The sequence below is a fragment of the Chloroflexota bacterium genome (assembly GCA_013152435.1).
In the GTDB taxonomy this organism is placed as follows: domain Bacteria; phylum Chloroflexota; class Anaerolineae; order DUEN01; family DUEN01; genus DUEN01.
On sequence record JAADGJ010000122.1, the window covers coordinates 25,650 to 41,630 of the forward strand.

A 15,981-nucleotide genomic window follows, 5' to 3' on the forward strand; every position below is an offset into this window, starting at 1 on the left:
TTCAGGGATGGGATGGCCGGTCAGGGCCGCGGCGGCCGCGACCCTGACCGCTTTCCGGGAGCGTGTCGTCACTCACATTGCCATGTGTAGTCCGTGCGCAGCCAACAGCGAGGCCCTATCTGCTTGCCGGGCCTGTAGTAGGTGATGCGCCACACGCTGCCCGGCTTCCCGCCACCGATCCGAATCCATCCCAGTCTGCTTCGGGCCTTGTTGCGGATCACCAATCCCTGGTTGGGCTTGCCGCCCAGGGATACGGGGACCAGCCACTCGCCCTGCTTCAGAATGCCCAGATCGCGCAGCTCATCCGCCAGCCAGTCCAGGTCTCGCGTCTCCACACCCGGATCGCATCCGGATTGCCCGGGGAGCCGCAGCGCGATCTCCAGGCGCGTGGGATCGCAGCCGGGGACCCAGTACAGGTCGAAGAAGTCGGCGGCTGTCAGGGCGAACGGCAGCAGGTAGCGCCCGTTCACCCAACCCTGCTTGTTGGCGACGGCATCTCGGACCAGATACCACGGGCTGCCGCTCACGTCCACGGGGCCGTCCAGGATCGTCACGACCCCGTTGGGCGGGATCGTGTAGAATTTCGGGTTGTGCACGCCCGGCCCCGTCCGCATGTTCAACCCGTCCCACGCGCTTACCGGATCGACGCGGGCCAGGCTGCCGATGGGGAACATGCCGCCCATTTCGGCGATGAGGTCCGCCGCTCGGTTGATGGCGATGATCCACAGCGGCGGGGGCTCCGGCTGTAGCGCCAGGTTGGCCTGTCCCACCAGACGATTGGAGCTGTCGAAGGCCACGATGCCGTCGAATTGAAGCGGCGAGGTGGCGTCCATCTCCAGGGCGGCGGCCTCGTCGCCCACGAAGATCCCGCTGATGACGCGGGCGAGCCCGCTGCGAAGGATCGGATCGTTCTTGTCGCGGTAGCCCATGAGCAGGAGCTCATCCCCCGTGCGCACGCTGGTGGCGTCGCCCAGTCGGACGGCGGGCAGGGTGACGGAGGTGAGGGGGCGGTAGTCCGCGTCTCGGGTGATCTGGAGCAGGACCAGATCTGCCGTCAGGTCCACCGAGAGGACCTCGGCGTAGTAGGCGAGATCTGCCAGCTGCTCCGGCGAGGCGCTCCTGTATACGAGCACCTCGGCCCCCAGGGGCGGGGCGCCGATCTGCTCATAGTTGGCCAGGATCAGCCCATCGGATCGGATGATGACGCCCGTGCCGCTGGGCGGGTGCATTCCCGGCCCGGGTATGATCAGGACCAGCGACTTGCTGAGCTGGCGGATGCGCTCCGCCAGGGTGGGTGTGGGGCTGGGCTTCGGTGTGGGCGTCGGCGGCCTGGGGGTTGGCGTGGGCGGGATCGGCGATGGGGTCGGCGTGGGCGTCGGCAATTCATCGTGGAACCAGTGCCAGATCCCGTCTACCTGGGCCAGATGGGCGACCTCGCCTCGCTGCCATTCCTGGCCGTCACTACGGCCCGTGATGGTGTAGGCGATCTCGGCCACGTGGCCGTAGCTGCGGCCGCGATAGATCCATGTGTCCAGATAGCGGACCTCCTCATAGTCGATTCGCAGCACCTCATAGGTTCGGGTGGCTTCCTGATATGCGGCGAACGCTTCCTTTTCGATGACCTGCTTGCTGTGCGGATGGAGGAGATCATAGGCCCGGTCGTAGTCACGCTCGTTGAGCCAGCGATGGATCAGCTTCAGCGTCTCCTCCGGCCCGGGCACCAGGTTGACGGTTACCATCCCCTGCATCAGCGGGTAGACTGATTTGGGCTCGAAGCCGGGGGCGCTGACTTGAAGCTGTTCCTGCTCGGTGGCCCGGACGCGGAAGTATCCCTCGCTGTCGGTGGTGACCGTCTCCAGGCTGGAACGCACCTGGGCGTTGGCCAGGGGGTGCCCCGTGATCGCGTGCCGCACCGTGCCCTCGCTAATCGAGGGAGCGGGCGGCGATGTGGCTGTTGGGGCCGGCGTGGTTGTGGGAGCAACGGTGGGCGGGGGCATGGGAGCACATGCGACGACGAGAAGCAGCACGCAGATGAGGGGGAGCCACCGTTGGGCGGGAGAAGAAAGCCCTGTCATGGTTGCACCTCCTTTGTTCGACCACCGGGCGGAACCGCCTCGGCAGCGCGAGAAGACGCAAAATGTTGAGGGGGCAAGTATGTGCTCATAAGTATAACACACTCTCGTTGATCGAGCGCCTATTTGGCCGGAGATGATCTTTCAAGATTTGACGTGCGACCACGGAAGTAGTAACGCAATCGCTCATATTGGCATATACGACGAAGACAGTGCCCCTATCTGTGCCGTCCAGTGCATGCCCGCGGAGCGCATCTCATGGGGGAAGCGGGCTTTACAGGCCCGGGAGGCGGGTGTACGATATGGCCAGGATATGGGCTCTCCTTTCATGAGTTGGGAGGGATATGTGCGTTTCTTCGATTGCAACGTCTTCTTCGGGCTGCCGATGAGACGCCCGCTCGCCCCGGTCCCCACCGCAGAGGATCTGCTGGCTGAGATGGATCGCGCGGGTGTGGAGGGGGCCCTGGTCTGGCACATCGCGCAGCATGATGCCTCGCCCCAGGTCGGCAATCGGCTGCTGGCCGAGGCCATTCGGCCCTACCCGCGCCTGGTAGGGTGTTGGACCGTGCTCCCCAATCAGACGCGCGAGTTTCCCCCGCCTCCCCTCTTCTTCCAGCACATGCGAGAGGCCCGAATCGCCGCGCTGCGGGTCTTTCCCGGCTCCCACCGCTTCCTGCTCAACGCCGTGTCCATGGGGGATCTGCTGGAGGAGATGGTGGCCCGTCGGATACCGCTCCTCGTCTCCCTCCGGCGCGGCATGGAATGGCGTGACATCTATGCCCTGTTGGCCGAGTTCCCGGATCTGGTGTGCGTGATCTGCGACCACGGCAGTTGGGGCAGCGATCGCCTGTTTCGGCCGCTGCTGGAGCGCTATCCGCATGTGTATGTGGACATCGCCCAGTACATGCTGGATGGCGGCCTGGAGGCCCTGGTGTCCGACTATGGGGCCACGCGAATGCTGTTCGGCAGCGGATTCCCCGAATCCTACTTCGGCGGCATGATGTTGGCCCTGCGACACGCGGGCATCCCGGACGAGGCTCGGGCGGCCATCGCCGGCGGCAACCTGGAGCGGATCCTGAAGGAGGTGCGCCTGTGATCGGACCTTCGGAGCTGGCCCGGGAGTTCTGGGAGTCAGGAAGGGTGGAGTCCTGTCCCATCTATGATATGCACGGACACATGGGGATCTGGCACTCCATCTATTTCCCCCGAGCCGACGCGGCCGCGATGATCCAGACCATGGACGAGTGCGGCGTGCGGATGCTGGTCTTCTCCCATCACATGGCGCTCTTCGCCCCCGACGTGGGGAACGTGGCCAGCGTGCAGGCCGTCCGCCGATATCCGGATCGCCTGCGGGCGTACTGTGTCGTCAACCCCAACTATCCGGAGCATCTGGATCGGGACCTGGCGACCTTCGAGTCGCATCGTGATGTGTACGTCGGATTCAAATTTCTGGCTGACTATCACGGCATCGCTCTCACGGACGAGCGCTATCAGCCCGCGTGGGAGTACGCGAACGAGCGGGAGCTGCTGATCCTGACCCACACCTGGGGCGGGAGCGCGCTGGATGGGCCGGACGTGATCCGCCGGATGGCCGAGCGTTACCCGCGCGTCAGGCTGCTGCTGGCGCATGCCTGTCATGGGGACTGGGACGCGGCCGTGCAATTGGCGCGGGATTTTCCCCATGTCTATCTGGAGCTGACGGCCGTGTTCGACGATCGGGGCGTGCTGGAGAAGTTCGTGCGCGAGGCCGGCTCCGATCGTCTGCTCTTTGGGACGGATCTACCGTGGTTCGATCCGCATCACGCGATCGGCGCCCTGCTCTCCGCCGACATCGATGACGAGGATCGGCATCGTATCTGTCATCGGAACGCTGAGCGCCTGCTGGCCCCCTTCCTGGGGGGAGGCTTGGATGACGGGACGGGCGGCGGGATACCATCGGGAGGGGGATTCCAATGATGTCACAAGGCTATGAGAGGTTGGCGATCGAGGGAGGGACGCCCGCCAGGCGGCGGCCGGACCCGCCCATGTACCCTGGGGGGATGATGATCGATCGGGAGGAGGAGCAGGCGGTCTTGGAAGTGCTGCGCACCAAGCGTCTGTTCCGCTACTACGGCCCGCATCCGGGCCCCTCCAGGGTGGACGAACTGGAGCGGGCGTTCGCTGCCCACATGGGCGTTCGCCATGCTCTGGCTGTGACCTCGGGCACGGCGGCCCTGATCTGCGGCCTGCAGGGGATCGGGGTGGGCCCCGGGGATGAGGTGATCGTCCCCGCCTACACGTGGATCGCGTCCGCCTCCGCCGTGCTGGCTGTGGGTGCCGTGCCCGTGCTCGCCGAGGTGGATGCGTCCCTCACCCTGGACCCGAAGGACGTAGAGGCGAAGATCACGCCCCATACTCGGGCGATCATGGCTGTGCACATGCGGGGCGCGCCATGCCGGATGGACGAGCTGATGGCCATCGCCCGGCAGCATGGGCTCAAGGTGATCGAGGACGCGGCGCAGGCGAACGGCGGCGGCTACAAGGGACGGCGGCTGGGCTCCATCGGCGACGTGGGCTGCTTCAGCCTGCAGTTCAATAAGATCATCACCGCCGGCGAGGGCGGGATGGTCATCACTGATGACGAGCAGGTGTGGAAGCGGGCGGTCATGTTCCACGACGTCATCGGCGGGCTGCGCAACGGATTCCCGGCTGACGAGATCCTGTGGGGCGTCAATTTCCGCATGCCGGAGCTGCTGGCCGCCGTGGCGTTGGTGCAACTCCGTCGATTGGATGGGCTGCTCACGGCCATGCGGGAGCGCAAACGCATGCTCAAGGCCGGCCTGGACGAGGTGGTGCGGCGCAAAGGCATCCGCTTTCGAGAGATCACCGATCCAGAGGGGGATACCGGCATCGCGTTGGTGTTCTTCATGGAGGGTCCCGAGGTGGCCGGGAGGGTCGTGGAGGCGTTGCGGGCGGAGAACATCGGCGCGAGCGTGCTGTATCATCCGGATCGGGCGGATTACCATATCTACAGGCATTGGACGCCCATCATGGAGCGGAGGACCTGGACGCCGGAGGTCGGTCCCTGGCGCTGGGCGCGTCGGGAGATCCGGTATGCTCCGGACATGTGCCCGCGCACGTTGGACCTGTTGGGCCGCGCCGTCCATCTGGATGTCAACCCGCTGCTGACCAACGAGGACGTCGAGGAGACGATCGAGGGGGTAAGCCGGGTGTTGGAGGCGCTGGCCTGAACTGCGGCCTTGCGCGCCGAGCCCGGTCAGGAGATCGTCGTCCGTCGCCGGGCTACCCCTTCAGCCCCGTCAGCGCCACGCCCTGCACGATGAAGCGCTGCACGAAGATATAGAGGATAATGATCGGCATGATGGCGGCGACGGAGGCCGCGGTGAACAGGCCGTACTCCACGAAGTAGACGCCGATGAACTCCACCAGGCCGAGCGTGAGGGGGTACATGCGGCTCTCGGTGGCCACCACCAGGGGCCAGAGGAGGTCGTCGTACTTGAAGATGAAGACGAAGACCACCATGGCGGCCAGGCTGGAGCGCACCAGGGGCAGCACGACCCGCCAGTACGTGCTGAGCAGGCCGGCGCCATCGATCTTGGCCGCGTCGATGAGATCGTCGGGAATGGTGAACATCGTCTGGCGCATCAGGAAGATCCCGAAGGGGTAGAACATCCAGGGCAGGATCATGCCCCAGTACGTGTTCAGCATGGGGATGCCGAACGTGCGCTCGATGCGGAGAAGTAGGCCGTGCAGCGGAATGATGTACGTCGCGAAGGGCACGGTCATGGTGGCCACGATCCCGTAGAACAGGAGGTCTCCAAACCGGGAGCGGTGCTTGACGAGGACGAAGCCGACCAGCGTGCTGGTGAACAGGACGATGAGGGTCGTTCCGCCCGCGTAGATGAAGGTGTTCAGGAAGTAGCGGGCGAACTGCGGGGTCCACACGCCGATGTGATGCTCCAGGGTGAAGCTATGCGGCCAGAGGGTGGGGGGCACGCGCAGCAGCTCGCTGGACTCCTTCACGGAGGCCGTGATGACCCAATAGAAGGGGAAGAAGAAGATCAGCGAGAAGAGCAGAAGCCCCGCGTAGAGGATCGTACGCTCCACCGCCTGTCCCAGCCGGATGGAGATGCGCGGTCGTGCGGCCTTTGCTGTGAGAGGGTGTTCCGTCGCGGGCATTGGGGATTATTCCTCCAGGCTGGATGGCACGAAGCGGAACTGCAGAAGCGTGATGAGCACGATGATGACGAAGAAGATGACGGACATCGCGCTGGCGTATCCCTCTTTGCCGTAGCTGAAGGCCGTCTCGTAGATGTTGTAGACCACGGTGTGTGTGGCGTAATTGGGACCGCCGCGCGGCTCAGACACGGCTCCCTGGCCGCCGGTCATGACATAGGTCTCGGTGAACATCATCAGGGTGCCGATGGTGTTGATGATGAGCACGAACAGGATCGTCGGCATCAGCAGGGGGAGCGTGATGTTCAGGAAGCGGCGCCAGCGGGAGGCGCCGTCGATCATGGCGGCCTCATAGTAGACGTGGGGGATCGCTTGCAGGCCGGCCAGGTAGATCACCATGGCATAGCCGATGTTCTTCCACACGCCCACGATCGCCAGGGAGGGCAGCGCGGTCTTGGTGCTGCGCAGCCAGCGCACCGGCCCCAGCCCGATCAGATCGAGGGCTGCGTTGAACAGCCCGATCCTGGAGGGCTCGAACATGTAGCGCCAGACCACCGCCACGGCCACCAGCGGCACCACGTAGGCGATGAAGTACGCGGCGGTGAAGAAGCCGCGCAGCGTCAGGTTGGTGATGCTGTTGACCAGGACGGCCAGGATCAGCCCGAGGATCATCACACTGGGCACGACCATGAGCGTGTAGTGGAAGGATACCTGGAGCGATTTGAGGAAGACCGGGTCATCCGTGAACAGGGTCTTGTAGTTCTTGAGGCCTACCCACTCCATCTGGAAGTATTGCTTCTTATACAGACTCCACGCGAACGTCTGGGCGATGGACTGCCACAGGACGAGGATAAAGAAAGCAGCGGTCACCAGGAGCACCAGGGTGGCGATCCAGTCTTTGGGCAGCCAGCGTTGGTTCATCTCCGACCCCCGAGCAGGAGAGCCCCGGCCTCATCACGAAGCCGGGGCTCTGAGCTGTGGTATGGTTTATCGTTCCGTCATCCAGATCGGGTTGGCCTCCCAGCCGTCCTTGCCCAGCAGGAAGCTGCTGTAGTCGTTCTCCTCGAGGATCTTCTGCATCTGCGGCTTCACCTGGGCGACGGCCTCGTCGATGGGCACGCCCTCGTCTCGGATCAGCGTCCAGGCGTTGCCCCAGAGCGGGACGATCTCGATGGGCCAGATGCCGGGCGCCCGATAGTTGCCGGGCTGCGTGGTGATCGCGATGGCGCGCCAGCGAGGGTTCTCCGGAGTGAAGTCCGGCTCGTCCCAGAGCTCCAGCAGGGAGGGGTGGGTGCCCCGGAACTTTACGTAACGTCGCTGGTAGTCCGGCCCGACCAAGTAGCGCCACAGCGTCCAGATCGCGTTCAGCCGGTCCGGGTCCTCCGTCTGTGTGGTCACGGCGAAGCCCAGATCGTCGGAGGCCCGCCCGTAGGGGGGCTCGCCCGTGAAGGTGGGGTTCACCACTGTTCCCCACTTCAGGTCCGGATACTGATTGGTGAGGAAGCCCTGGACCCAGGTCCACTCATAGGCGGTGACAGCCTGTCCCTGGCCCAGGCGATCGCGCGGCGTCAGGGGTGAGAAGCGGCTGTCCAGCTTGTACTTGTCGAACAGGTCCAGGACGAACTGGTACGCCTCCTTCATCTCCGGGGAGTCGATCAGGACCTCCTTGTGGTTCTTGTAGGTCCAGCCGCCCAGCTGGAAGCAGACGGCGTCCGCCAGCGCGCTGCCGCTGCCGGCGAAGGTGAAGCCCCATTGCTTGACCTCATCCCCGTCCCAGATGGTCAGCTCCTGGGCCCACTTGATGAAGTCCTCCCACTTGGTGGGGATGTCCTCCCATGTGTAGCCGTACTGGTCCAGCAGCTCCTCGTTGTAGTGGACGGCGCTGGTCATGTTGCCGTTGGGGAGCGCGTAGTACTTGGCGTCGGGATCCCCTAGCGGGATCTTGTAGACGTCCGCCACCCGGGCGCCCATCTCGGCCCGTACGTCGATGATCCCTTCGGGAATCGGCTTCACGAAGTGGTTGGACCACAGGCCGGGCAGATGGGTCTCGTCGAGCGAGCTCAGGTCGGGTGCCTGGCCGGCCTGGTAGGCGGTCGCCATCTTGGCGGGGATGTCGGGCTCCGGGATGAATTGGATATCGACCTCGATGTTGGGGTTCCGCGCCTGGAACTCGCTCTTCATCACTTCCTTGGTCATCTCATTGATGGTGCGGCGGTCGGTGAACCATGCGGTGAGCTTGACCTTTTCCTTCTCCGCTGGCGGAGGTGTGGCGCCCTCCGGCGCTGGCGCTGGGGCGGGGGGAGCACATGCTGCGATGAGGGCACCGGCGGCCGCGCTGCCCGCTAGAGAGAGGAATCGTCGTCGACTCAGGGACCGAGAAGCCAGAACGCTCATTTCACCTCTCCTTTCTGACTCTGACAAGCCACCTGTGTGGCCGTTGGGGGACACGGAACCGACGGTGTCGATGGGGATAGTAGCAGATTTAAGGTCGGGGAACGATGTAGGATGGAAATGTTGCGTTTTTATCCTAACATACTTATGGTAGAGTGTCAATGAGCGGCTCGCGGTGATTATCCATGGGCGCTGCCCGGCCCGCGGGGAAGGGAAGGTATGGCAGGGCTGTGCTTGGGAGGAGATGGGGAGGGGCGACCCGCCGGATCGCCCCTCATGCTCATGCGTTGGCCCTCGTCCCGGGATTGGGTGCGGGGCTACTGAGACGAGGAAGCCGATGGATCTTGCCCCTGCGGCTGGGGCTCCTCGGGCACATGGGATGTGTCGTTGACGCAGACGACACGCGGCCCCCAGGGGAACATCTGGACGGTGGTCAGAGAGGCCGGGCTGATCACGATGCGCTGGAACAGGTCCAGGTGGACCCCCAGGTAGTGCGCCACGCAGGCTTTGATGACGTCGGCGTGGGAGACGATGGCCACCGTCTCCCCAGGGTGTGCCCGGACGATCGCATCCAGCTCATGGAGGGCGCGTGATTGCATCTCATGGATGCTCTCCCCGTTGGGAAATCGTGCGCCCGTGGGGAAGGTCTGGATCACCCGCCAGAGATCGGGATACTTCTTCGCCATCTCCTGGGTGGAATATCCCGTCCAGTCCCCATATTTGACCTCGCCCAGCCCGTCACGGATGCGGATCGGCAGGCGGTGGGGTTGAGCGACGATCTCCGCCGTCTCGACGGTGCGCTCCAGTGGGCTGCTGTAGATGGCGGCGATCTTCTCCCGGGCCAATCGATCCGCCAGCGCATGGGCCTGCCGGCGCCCCTGCTCATTCAGATGGACGCCCGGCGTCCACCCGGCCAGCTTCTTCCCAACCCAGTCGTTGAGGGCGTGTCGGATGAGCAACAGCGTGGTGGGCTTGTGTTCGGCTTGAGTCTCTCGTGCCTTCTCGGCTTCTTTTTCGCTCAACAGGTCCTCCCTTGTTACGCTTTGCGTCTTACGTTTTACGCCTTATGTTTTACGCTTCGCGCTTCTTTCATCACCTCGGAACCTCGTCTGCCAGATCGACCAGCCAATCCTCGACGTTGTGGCCGCCGTTGGGCCTGAACGGGTGTGCGTCGCCGCTGTCGGCGCGCAGCCCCAGCGTGAATCTCAGCTCGTCGCCCCGCTTAAGCAGCTTGACCAACAGGTGGTTGGGGCCGCGCCGCAGCCGGGCGCGGTGGACGTTGTTGAAGGGCGCCCACCAGACGCATTCGTCCACCTCGGCGATGAGCTCGCCGTTCAGGTAGAGGCGATAGCCGTCGTTGTTGCCGATGACGATATACACGGGGCGGTCGTCCGGGGAGAGGATGGTCCGATCCAGGTAGGCGCAGTAGGGGCCGCGCAGCCCGATGAGTCGGGGGAGATCGATCTCGTGCTCGTATGAGGGGATGATCGCAGGACGTCCCAGCTTCTGTGACCACTCCCGATATAGCCGCTCCGCGTCGACGTCCGGCTCTGGAAGGTAGAGCCGTTGCAGGGAGACGAAGTGCTGGTTGAAGCGTCGCCTCTGCTGCACGGGATCGCTCTCGTCTGGCAGCGCGTCGTAGTAGACGCCCAGGAGCCGCCACAGCCCGGCCCCGGCGACGCCGAAGGTATACGCCAGCGGCGGATCGGTGTTGAGGCGGGCGGTGAAGAGGTTGCGCATGGGCCACTCGGTGGCGTCGGTTGGCGCGTGCAGGGCGACGGTGACGGCTCGGCGGATCGGGTCGATCGTCGCCGTCTCGGGCACGATGGTCCAGCCGGGCGGGCCTTCCAGGGTCAGTTGCCCGTTCGGGGGCGCCTCCCCCTCCACCCGCACGGTCACCGTCACCGTATCCCCTGGGGCGGCCGCGGGCAGGCCCGCGTATTCCACCGTCAATCGGGTGGCTGGCGGGCGCGCGGTGGGGGGCAATGGAGCCATCTCCGGCGCGTCGTCGATTTGCACGCCCGTGTGGCATTCCCGGGCCAGGAGCATGCCCATGCGTGCGGTGTCCCGGGCCAGCGCGGAGAGGGTCATCTCCGGCCGGCGGTACTGGATGCCCATCACCAGCTCATCGCCCACGCGCCGCTTGAGCGCTTCGGGGATGCGGCTGGCGCCCAGGATCTGCCCGATGAGCGCGCCGGCGGTGGCCAGCGTGCAGTCGGTGTCGTAGCCGCAGCGCAGGGCCGCCAGCAGCGTCTCCTGCAGATCGTTGCCGCCGTATAGCAGGCCCAGGAACGTGAACGGCACGTTGATCTGGGAATCGCATGCCTCCGGGATGCCGGCCAGCGCCATGAGGCGATCGCGGGCGTCGCGCAGGCTAAGCCCTTCGTCGTAGGCCTGGAAGGCCGCGCGGGTCAGCCGCTCGATAGGAGTGTCTTTGGGCAGGTAGTGGATGAACATGGCGGCCAGCCGGCGTACGTCGGGCACGAAGAAGGCCATGGCAGCCATGGCGGCGAACATCCTCTCGGCGCCGATGGATTGCTCGGTGTGGTCCAGGGAGCCATCCATCGCCGCATAGCGGGCGGCCAGGTCGGGCGCGCCGGGGAAGACGTAGCCCCAGATCTCGGCGCGAATCGGACAGCCCATGCCGGTCTCCCAGAACTGGTTGGTGAACCGACCGGACGTGGGCGGGTGGATGCCCAGCCGCCAGTTGCGACGGAAGATGCCGTATTCGTTGAAGGGGTACCAGCATCCCTCCAGCCAAGCGGCCGCCAGGTCATCGGCCGTCAGCGCGGCTCCCTTCTCCTCCAACACCTTGAGCCATAGGACCTGCAGGTCCAGGTCGTCGTTAGGGGGCATCTGATCGGGGAACATCTCGTCCGGGCTGATCTCGATCCAGCCCTTGTTCCCCTCGAAGCGGGCGCCGATGGCGCCCCCCATGGACTTACCGATCCATCCGCCCAGCACTTGGTCCAGGTAGCGCTCGTATGCGAGGTGCATAGGGAATCTCCTTCCTCGGCTGTTGGGGCCGGTCGCCCTGCCCGGTCGTGCACGCGAATACGCAGCCCATTCTAACGGCGAATGGATTTTAGGCAAGCTCGCTCGCGGGGATGCCTCGTCGAAGATGGTGTCCTGGCGGAGGAGGAGCCCTCCGCGCCTCCCCGATAGCTGTGGCTTTTCGTTCGCTCCGGTTGGATGGTATACTGTGTTTGTCTACATCCGATGAACGAGCATGACGGAAGGGATCGAAGGGAGGATGGCACATGGACTATCGGTTTCTGGGACAGACGGGGTTGATGGTAAGCGAGCTTTGTCTGGGGGCTATGACCTTCGGGCGGGAGACGGATGAGGAGACCAGCTATCGCATGATGGATCGCTTTGTGGAGGCCGGCGGCAACTTCATCGACACCGCCGACGTCTATTCCCTGGGCGTATCCGAGGAGATCGTTGGGCGCTGGATGAAGGGCAAGCGCCGGGATGACCTCGTCATCGCGACCAAGGTGCGCTTTCCCATGGGGGAGGGGCCGAACGATGTGGGGCTTGGCCGGAAGCATATCCTGTCCGCTGTGGAGGCCAGCCTGCGTCGGTTGGGCACCGATTACATCGATCTATACCAGGTGCACGCCTGGGACGACGCGACCCCATTGGAGGAGACGCTGAGCACGCTGGATGAGCTGGTGCGCAGCGGTAAAGTGCGCTATATCGGCGTGAGCAACTTCTGCGGCTGGCAGCTTCAGAAGGCGGTGGATATCAGCAAGCAGATGGGCTGGGAGCCGTTCCGATGCCTGCAGCCGCTTTATAACCTGTTGGATCGTTACACCGAGTGGGAGTTGATACCGGTTTGCATCAACGAGGGGTTGGGGGTGATCCCGTGGAGCCCGCTGCGTGGCGGGTGGCTGACGGGGAAGTATCGGCGAGGGATGGAGAAGCCGCCGGAGGGTACCCGGGTGGATCTGGCCGAGCGGCAGGGGTGGAGTGAGTCCTGGAGCCGGTACAACACGGAGCGTACCTGGCGTGTGATCGATGAGCTTCTGGCGGTGGCGGAGGAGGTCGGCAAGACGCCCGCGCAGGTGGCGCTGAACTGGCTGTTGCAGCGTCCCGGCGTCACAGCGCCCATCATCGGCGCCCGCAATATGGAGCAGTTGGAGGATAATCTGGGCGCCAGTGGCTGGGCGCTGAGCGAGGAACACATGAAGCGGCTGAACGAGGTCAGCGCCGTGGAGGTGCCGTACCCCTACGATGTGCTGGAGCGGGTTCGGCGGCGATAGCGGGCATTCACCTATGGCGTATGCGGGCCGGGCGGCGGAGGGTACAGCCGCCCGGCCGTTTTGTTGACCGGGTCGGCTCTTTCCAAAGGACACGGGCCGAGGCCAGGCAGGTCGAAGGCAGAAGAAGGGCTTTTTCCGAAGGGGCGGAGCCCCTCCAGGCCTTCCCACAGCAGAGGCAACGGCATTTCTCAGACACACTCTGAGTCGGCGGCGGAGGCGATTATGGCCTGTGGTGGTACCGGCGGGTCACCGAGGTGTGGGAACCAGAGTGAACCCAGCAGTCAGAAAATGGCGATCAAAGGCGAAGGCTTCATCGATGCCTCGCTCACGCATCACGGCGAAGCTCACCGCATCGGTGAAGCTGAAATCCTGATCGGCGTAGCGGCGCAGGATCTCCTCTGCCTGGGTTTCCAAGGTCGCGTTGGAGTAGATTCGTGTGAGGCGGCTGCTCTGGCGAATGGAGTGCAGGAAGCGGATAGCGGGTTCGTGGCCACCAGCGCGACGGATTATGATGTACGTTTCAGCGATGATCAAGTTGGTCGTCACGAGGCCCCGGTGCTCCCGCAGCAGACGTTGGTAGGTCTCAACCGCTGCCGCGTGGTGCTTATCTCGAAGGTTGCTGATGGCGATCCAGGCGCTGGCATCGATCAAGATCTCGCGGGCCACTACCCGTTCTCCTCCTCGATCATTCGCGCAATATACTCATCATGCCTCTCCGCCAGGTCGTCCAGGTCAGAGTGAAAGAGGCCCATGATCTCCCACAGCGGGTCTTCTTCGGCGGGCACCTCGGCCAGGATCCGGTCCACGCCCTGGCGGATCAACTCCGCCATTGGGACGCCGCGCCGCTTGGCCAGCGCGCGTAATGCCTCCAGCTGCTCCGGGCGCAGATAGACCTGCAAAGGCTTTTTGGTGAGGGTTGTCATGATGCAACCTCTGTGAGTGATGTATATTTATTATACATTGAAATAGTTGCCATGGCAAGGCGTGCTATATCTCCGCCCGGGTTTTTCAAAGTCAGCGATGGAAACCACGATGGTAGGGATGCCCCCGCGTATTACCCAGCGTAGGCGATCCCCCCGCATGTGAATCGATAAGAGCATGTCTGAAAATTTACCGGCAAGGTGCCTGAGGGGGGCTCCCTCAACCACCAGCTCCACCCTGCACCTGCCGTTCTCGGCCCTTCCCGAAGGACCCGGGCCGAGGCCAGGTAGGTCGAAGGCAGAAGAAGGACTTTTCCGAAGGGGCGGAGCCCCTCCGGGCCTCCTTGAGGCGCACGCAGGCACGACATCTCGCGTGCCCTATGGGGTAACTTTACATATCATTTTGGCTTCTTTTGCGACGTCGCACTGATATCTTGGTGTGGGTGGCAGGGCGCTGAGATTGGGGAGGGGGCCTTTTCACCCGGATATGGCGGGAACCTGTGGAAGGTTGGCGGGGGCAAGGGGCATGTTCGGGGATGGAAGACGGGTCGTTCTACCCGGGCGGCGCACCTTGTTCCTGTTGTTTACCCCGCCCGGCCGGTGATGTAGTCCTCTGTCAGCTTCTGGCGCGGGTGGGTGAAGAGCGTCTCCGTGGGGCCGAACTCGACCAGCTTGCCCAGCCAGAAAAAGCCCGTCCAGTCGGAGACCCGCGCGGCTTGCTGCATGTTGTGCGTGACGATGACGATGCTGTAGTTCCGCTTGAGGTTGTGCATCAGCTCTTCGACCTTCAGCGTGGCGATGGGGTCCAGAGCGGAGCACGGTTCGTCCATCAGGATAACCTCGGGCTTCACGGCGATGACCCGGGCGATGCACAGCCGCTGTTGCTGTCCCAGGGAGAGGCTCAGCGCGTTCTGGTCGAGCTGGTCCTTCACCTCGTCCCACAGAGCTGCCCCGCGCAAACTCTCCATCACGATCTCATCCAGGTCGGCCTTCTTGTGGAGTCCCAGGATGCGCGGGCCGAATGCCACGTTATCGTAAATCGATTGGGGGAAAGGGTTGGGGCGCTGGAACACCATCCCGACCCGCTTGCGCAGCTCCACCACATCTGTGCCGGGCGCGTAGATATCCTGCCCATCGAGCAGCACCCGGCCCTCCACGCGTGTGCCCGGGATGGTGTCGTTCATTCGGTTCAGGCAGCGCAGGAAGGTGGATTTGCCGCACCCGGAGGGGCCGATCAGCGCCGTGATCTTCCGGTCCTCGATATCCATGGTGATATCCTGCAGCGCAGGCTTGTTGCCATAATAGAAGTGGAGGTGTTCAACCCGGATCTTCGCCATAGCTCCTGTACCCGATGCTCCCTTCGTCCGTCCGATCGTCCTTTACCCGAACCGTCCGGTGATGTAATCCTCCGTCCTCTGATCGCGAGGCGTCGTGAAGATCTCGGTGCCGCGTCGGTATTCGATCAGCTCGCCCATCAAGAAGAAAGCGGCATAGTCGGCCACGCGGGCGGCCTGTTGGATGCTGTGGGGCACGATGATGATCGTGTAATCCTGCTTCAACTGGTGGAGCGACTCCTCGACCCGGGCCGTGGAGATGGGGTCCAGGCCGGACGTAGGCTCGTCCAGCAGCAGCACCTCCGGCTCCAGCGCCAGGCTGCGGGCGATGCACAGACGCTGCTGCTGTCCGCCCGAGAGCGCCCTGGCCGGACTATCCAGTCGGTCCTTCACCTCGTCCCACAGGGCGGCCTGCTTCAGACTGCGCTCCACGATCTCCTCAAGCCGGGCGGGGTCACGGACGCCCGCCAGCCGGGGCCCGTACTCGATGTTCCAGCGGATGGTGCCGGGCAATGGCAGCGGCAGGGCGAAGACCATCCCCACGCGGCGCCGCAGGACGGAGACGTTGACGTCGGGCGCGTAGATGTCCTGGCCGTCCAGGAGGATGCGCCCGGACATCTCGGTTCCCTCGACCAGGTCATTCAGCCGGTTGATCAGGCGCAACAGCGTCGTCTTGCCGCCCCCGGCCGGGCCGAAGAAGACCGTGATGGCGTGCGCCGGCACGTCCAGCGTCACGTTACGCAGGGCCGGCTTCCCGTCGTAGGAGTAGCTGACGTTTTCAATTCGGATCTTGGGTTCGTTTCGTTCCTCTGGCATCCCGCTC

14 protein-coding genes are annotated in these 15,981 nt (G+C 64.3%); 4 read left to right on the plus strand and 10 right to left on the minus strand.

The window, feature by feature from the left end; translation table 11 throughout:
• Nucleotides 1–68: 68 nt before the first annotated feature.
• Nucleotides 69–2,075 (minus strand): SH3 domain-containing protein, encoded by a 2,007-nt coding sequence (locus GXP39_17670; GenBank protein ID NOZ29860.1) that lies wholly within the window; start codon nt 2,073–2,075, stop codon nt 69–71.
• Between the two features lie 343 nt (nt 2,076–2,418).
• Between GXP39_17670 and GXP39_17675 the strand changes: the two genes are divergently transcribed.
• Genes GXP39_17675 through GXP39_17685 form a run of 3 tightly spaced genes read left to right on the plus strand, consistent with a single transcriptional unit; the run spans nt 2,419 to nt 5,302 of the window.
• Nucleotides 2,419–3,168 (plus strand): amidohydrolase family protein, encoded by a 750-nt coding sequence (locus GXP39_17675; GenBank protein ID NOZ29861.1) that lies wholly within the window; start codon nt 2,419–2,421, stop codon nt 3,166–3,168.
• Nucleotides 3,165–4,028 (plus strand): amidohydrolase family protein, encoded by an 864-nt coding sequence (locus GXP39_17680; GenBank protein ID NOZ29862.1) that lies wholly within the window; start codon nt 3,165–3,167, stop codon nt 4,026–4,028. The genes GXP39_17675 and GXP39_17680 overlap by 4 nt, the downstream gene beginning before the upstream one ends.
• Nucleotides 4,028–5,302 carry a DegT/DnrJ/EryC1/StrS family aminotransferase gene (locus GXP39_17685; protein ID NOZ29863.1) on the plus strand — a complete coding sequence of 425 codons (1,275 nt, stop codon included), beginning with the start codon at nt 4,028–4,030 and terminating at the stop codon, nt 5,300–5,302. Before GXP39_17680 ends, GXP39_17685 begins: the two co-directional genes overlap by 1 nt.
• A 52-nt stretch (nt 5,303–5,354) precedes the next feature.
• Here the strand turns inward: GXP39_17685 and GXP39_17690 are convergent, their stop codons facing one another.
• The 5 genes from GXP39_17690 to GXP39_17710 all read right to left on the minus strand — a co-directional run bounded on the left by GXP39_17690 (nt 5,355) and on the right by GXP39_17710 (nt 11,636).
• Nucleotides 5,355–6,251 (minus strand): carbohydrate ABC transporter permease, encoded by an 897-nt coding sequence (locus GXP39_17690; GenBank protein ID NOZ29864.1) that lies wholly within the window; start codon nt 6,249–6,251, stop codon nt 5,355–5,357.
• A gap of 6 nt (nt 6,252–6,257) precedes the next feature.
• The gene (locus tag GXP39_17695; protein NOZ29865.1) at nt 6,258–7,169 is read right to left on the minus strand and encodes a sugar ABC transporter permease; all 912 of its coding nucleotides are present in this window, start codon (nt 7,167–7,169) and stop codon (nt 6,258–6,260) included.
• Nucleotides 7,170–7,235: 66 nt separating this feature from the next.
• The gene (locus GXP39_17700) at nt 7,236–8,642 is read right to left on the minus strand and encodes an extracellular solute-binding protein (protein NOZ29866.1); all 1,407 of its coding nucleotides are present in this window, start codon (nt 8,640–8,642) and stop codon (nt 7,236–7,238) included.
• Nucleotides 8,643–8,956: 314 nt separating this feature from the next.
• Nucleotides 8,957–9,661, minus strand: a complete 705-nt coding sequence (locus GXP39_17705; protein ID NOZ29867.1) for an MSMEG_4193 family putative phosphomutase — start codon at nt 9,659–9,661, stop codon at nt 8,957–8,959.
• A 70-nt stretch (nt 9,662–9,731) separates the two neighbouring features.
• Entirely contained in the window at nt 9,732–11,636 is a 1,905-nt protein-coding gene (locus GXP39_17710) for a hypothetical protein (GenBank protein NOZ29868.1), read from the minus strand.
• Nucleotides 11,637–11,899: 263 nt separating this feature from the next.
• Between GXP39_17710 and GXP39_17715 the strand changes: the two genes are divergently transcribed.
• The gene (locus GXP39_17715) at nt 11,900–12,904 is read left to right on the plus strand and encodes an aldo/keto reductase (GenBank protein ID NOZ29869.1); all 1,005 of its coding nucleotides are present in this window, start codon (nt 11,900–11,902) and stop codon (nt 12,902–12,904) included.
• A 246-nt stretch (nt 12,905–13,150) separates the two neighbouring features.
• On the opposite strand, the gene GXP39_17720 is transcribed toward GXP39_17715, so the two are convergent.
• The 4 genes from GXP39_17720 to GXP39_17735 form a co-directional block, all read right to left on the minus strand.
• Complete coding sequence (locus tag GXP39_17720; protein NOZ29870.1) at nt 13,151–13,570, minus strand: type II toxin-antitoxin system VapC family toxin; 420 nt, start codon at nt 13,568–13,570, stop codon at nt 13,151–13,153.
• Nucleotides 13,570–13,827, minus strand: a complete 258-nt coding sequence (locus GXP39_17725; protein NOZ29871.1) for a ribbon-helix-helix domain-containing protein — start codon at nt 13,825–13,827, stop codon at nt 13,570–13,572. Before GXP39_17725 ends, GXP39_17720 begins: the two co-directional genes overlap by 1 nt.
• Nucleotides 13,828–14,408: 581 nt before the next feature.
• On the minus strand, nt 14,409–15,161 hold the full coding sequence (locus GXP39_17730) for a phosphate ABC transporter ATP-binding protein (protein NOZ29872.1): 753 nt from the start codon (nt 15,159–15,161) through the stop codon (nt 14,409–14,411).
• A 42-nt stretch (nt 15,162–15,203) separates the two neighbouring features.
• The gene (locus GXP39_17735) at nt 15,204–15,974 is read right to left on the minus strand and encodes a phosphate ABC transporter ATP-binding protein (protein ID NOZ29873.1); all 771 of its coding nucleotides are present in this window, start codon (nt 15,972–15,974) and stop codon (nt 15,204–15,206) included.
• Between the last annotated feature and the right edge of the window lie 7 nt (nt 15,975–15,981).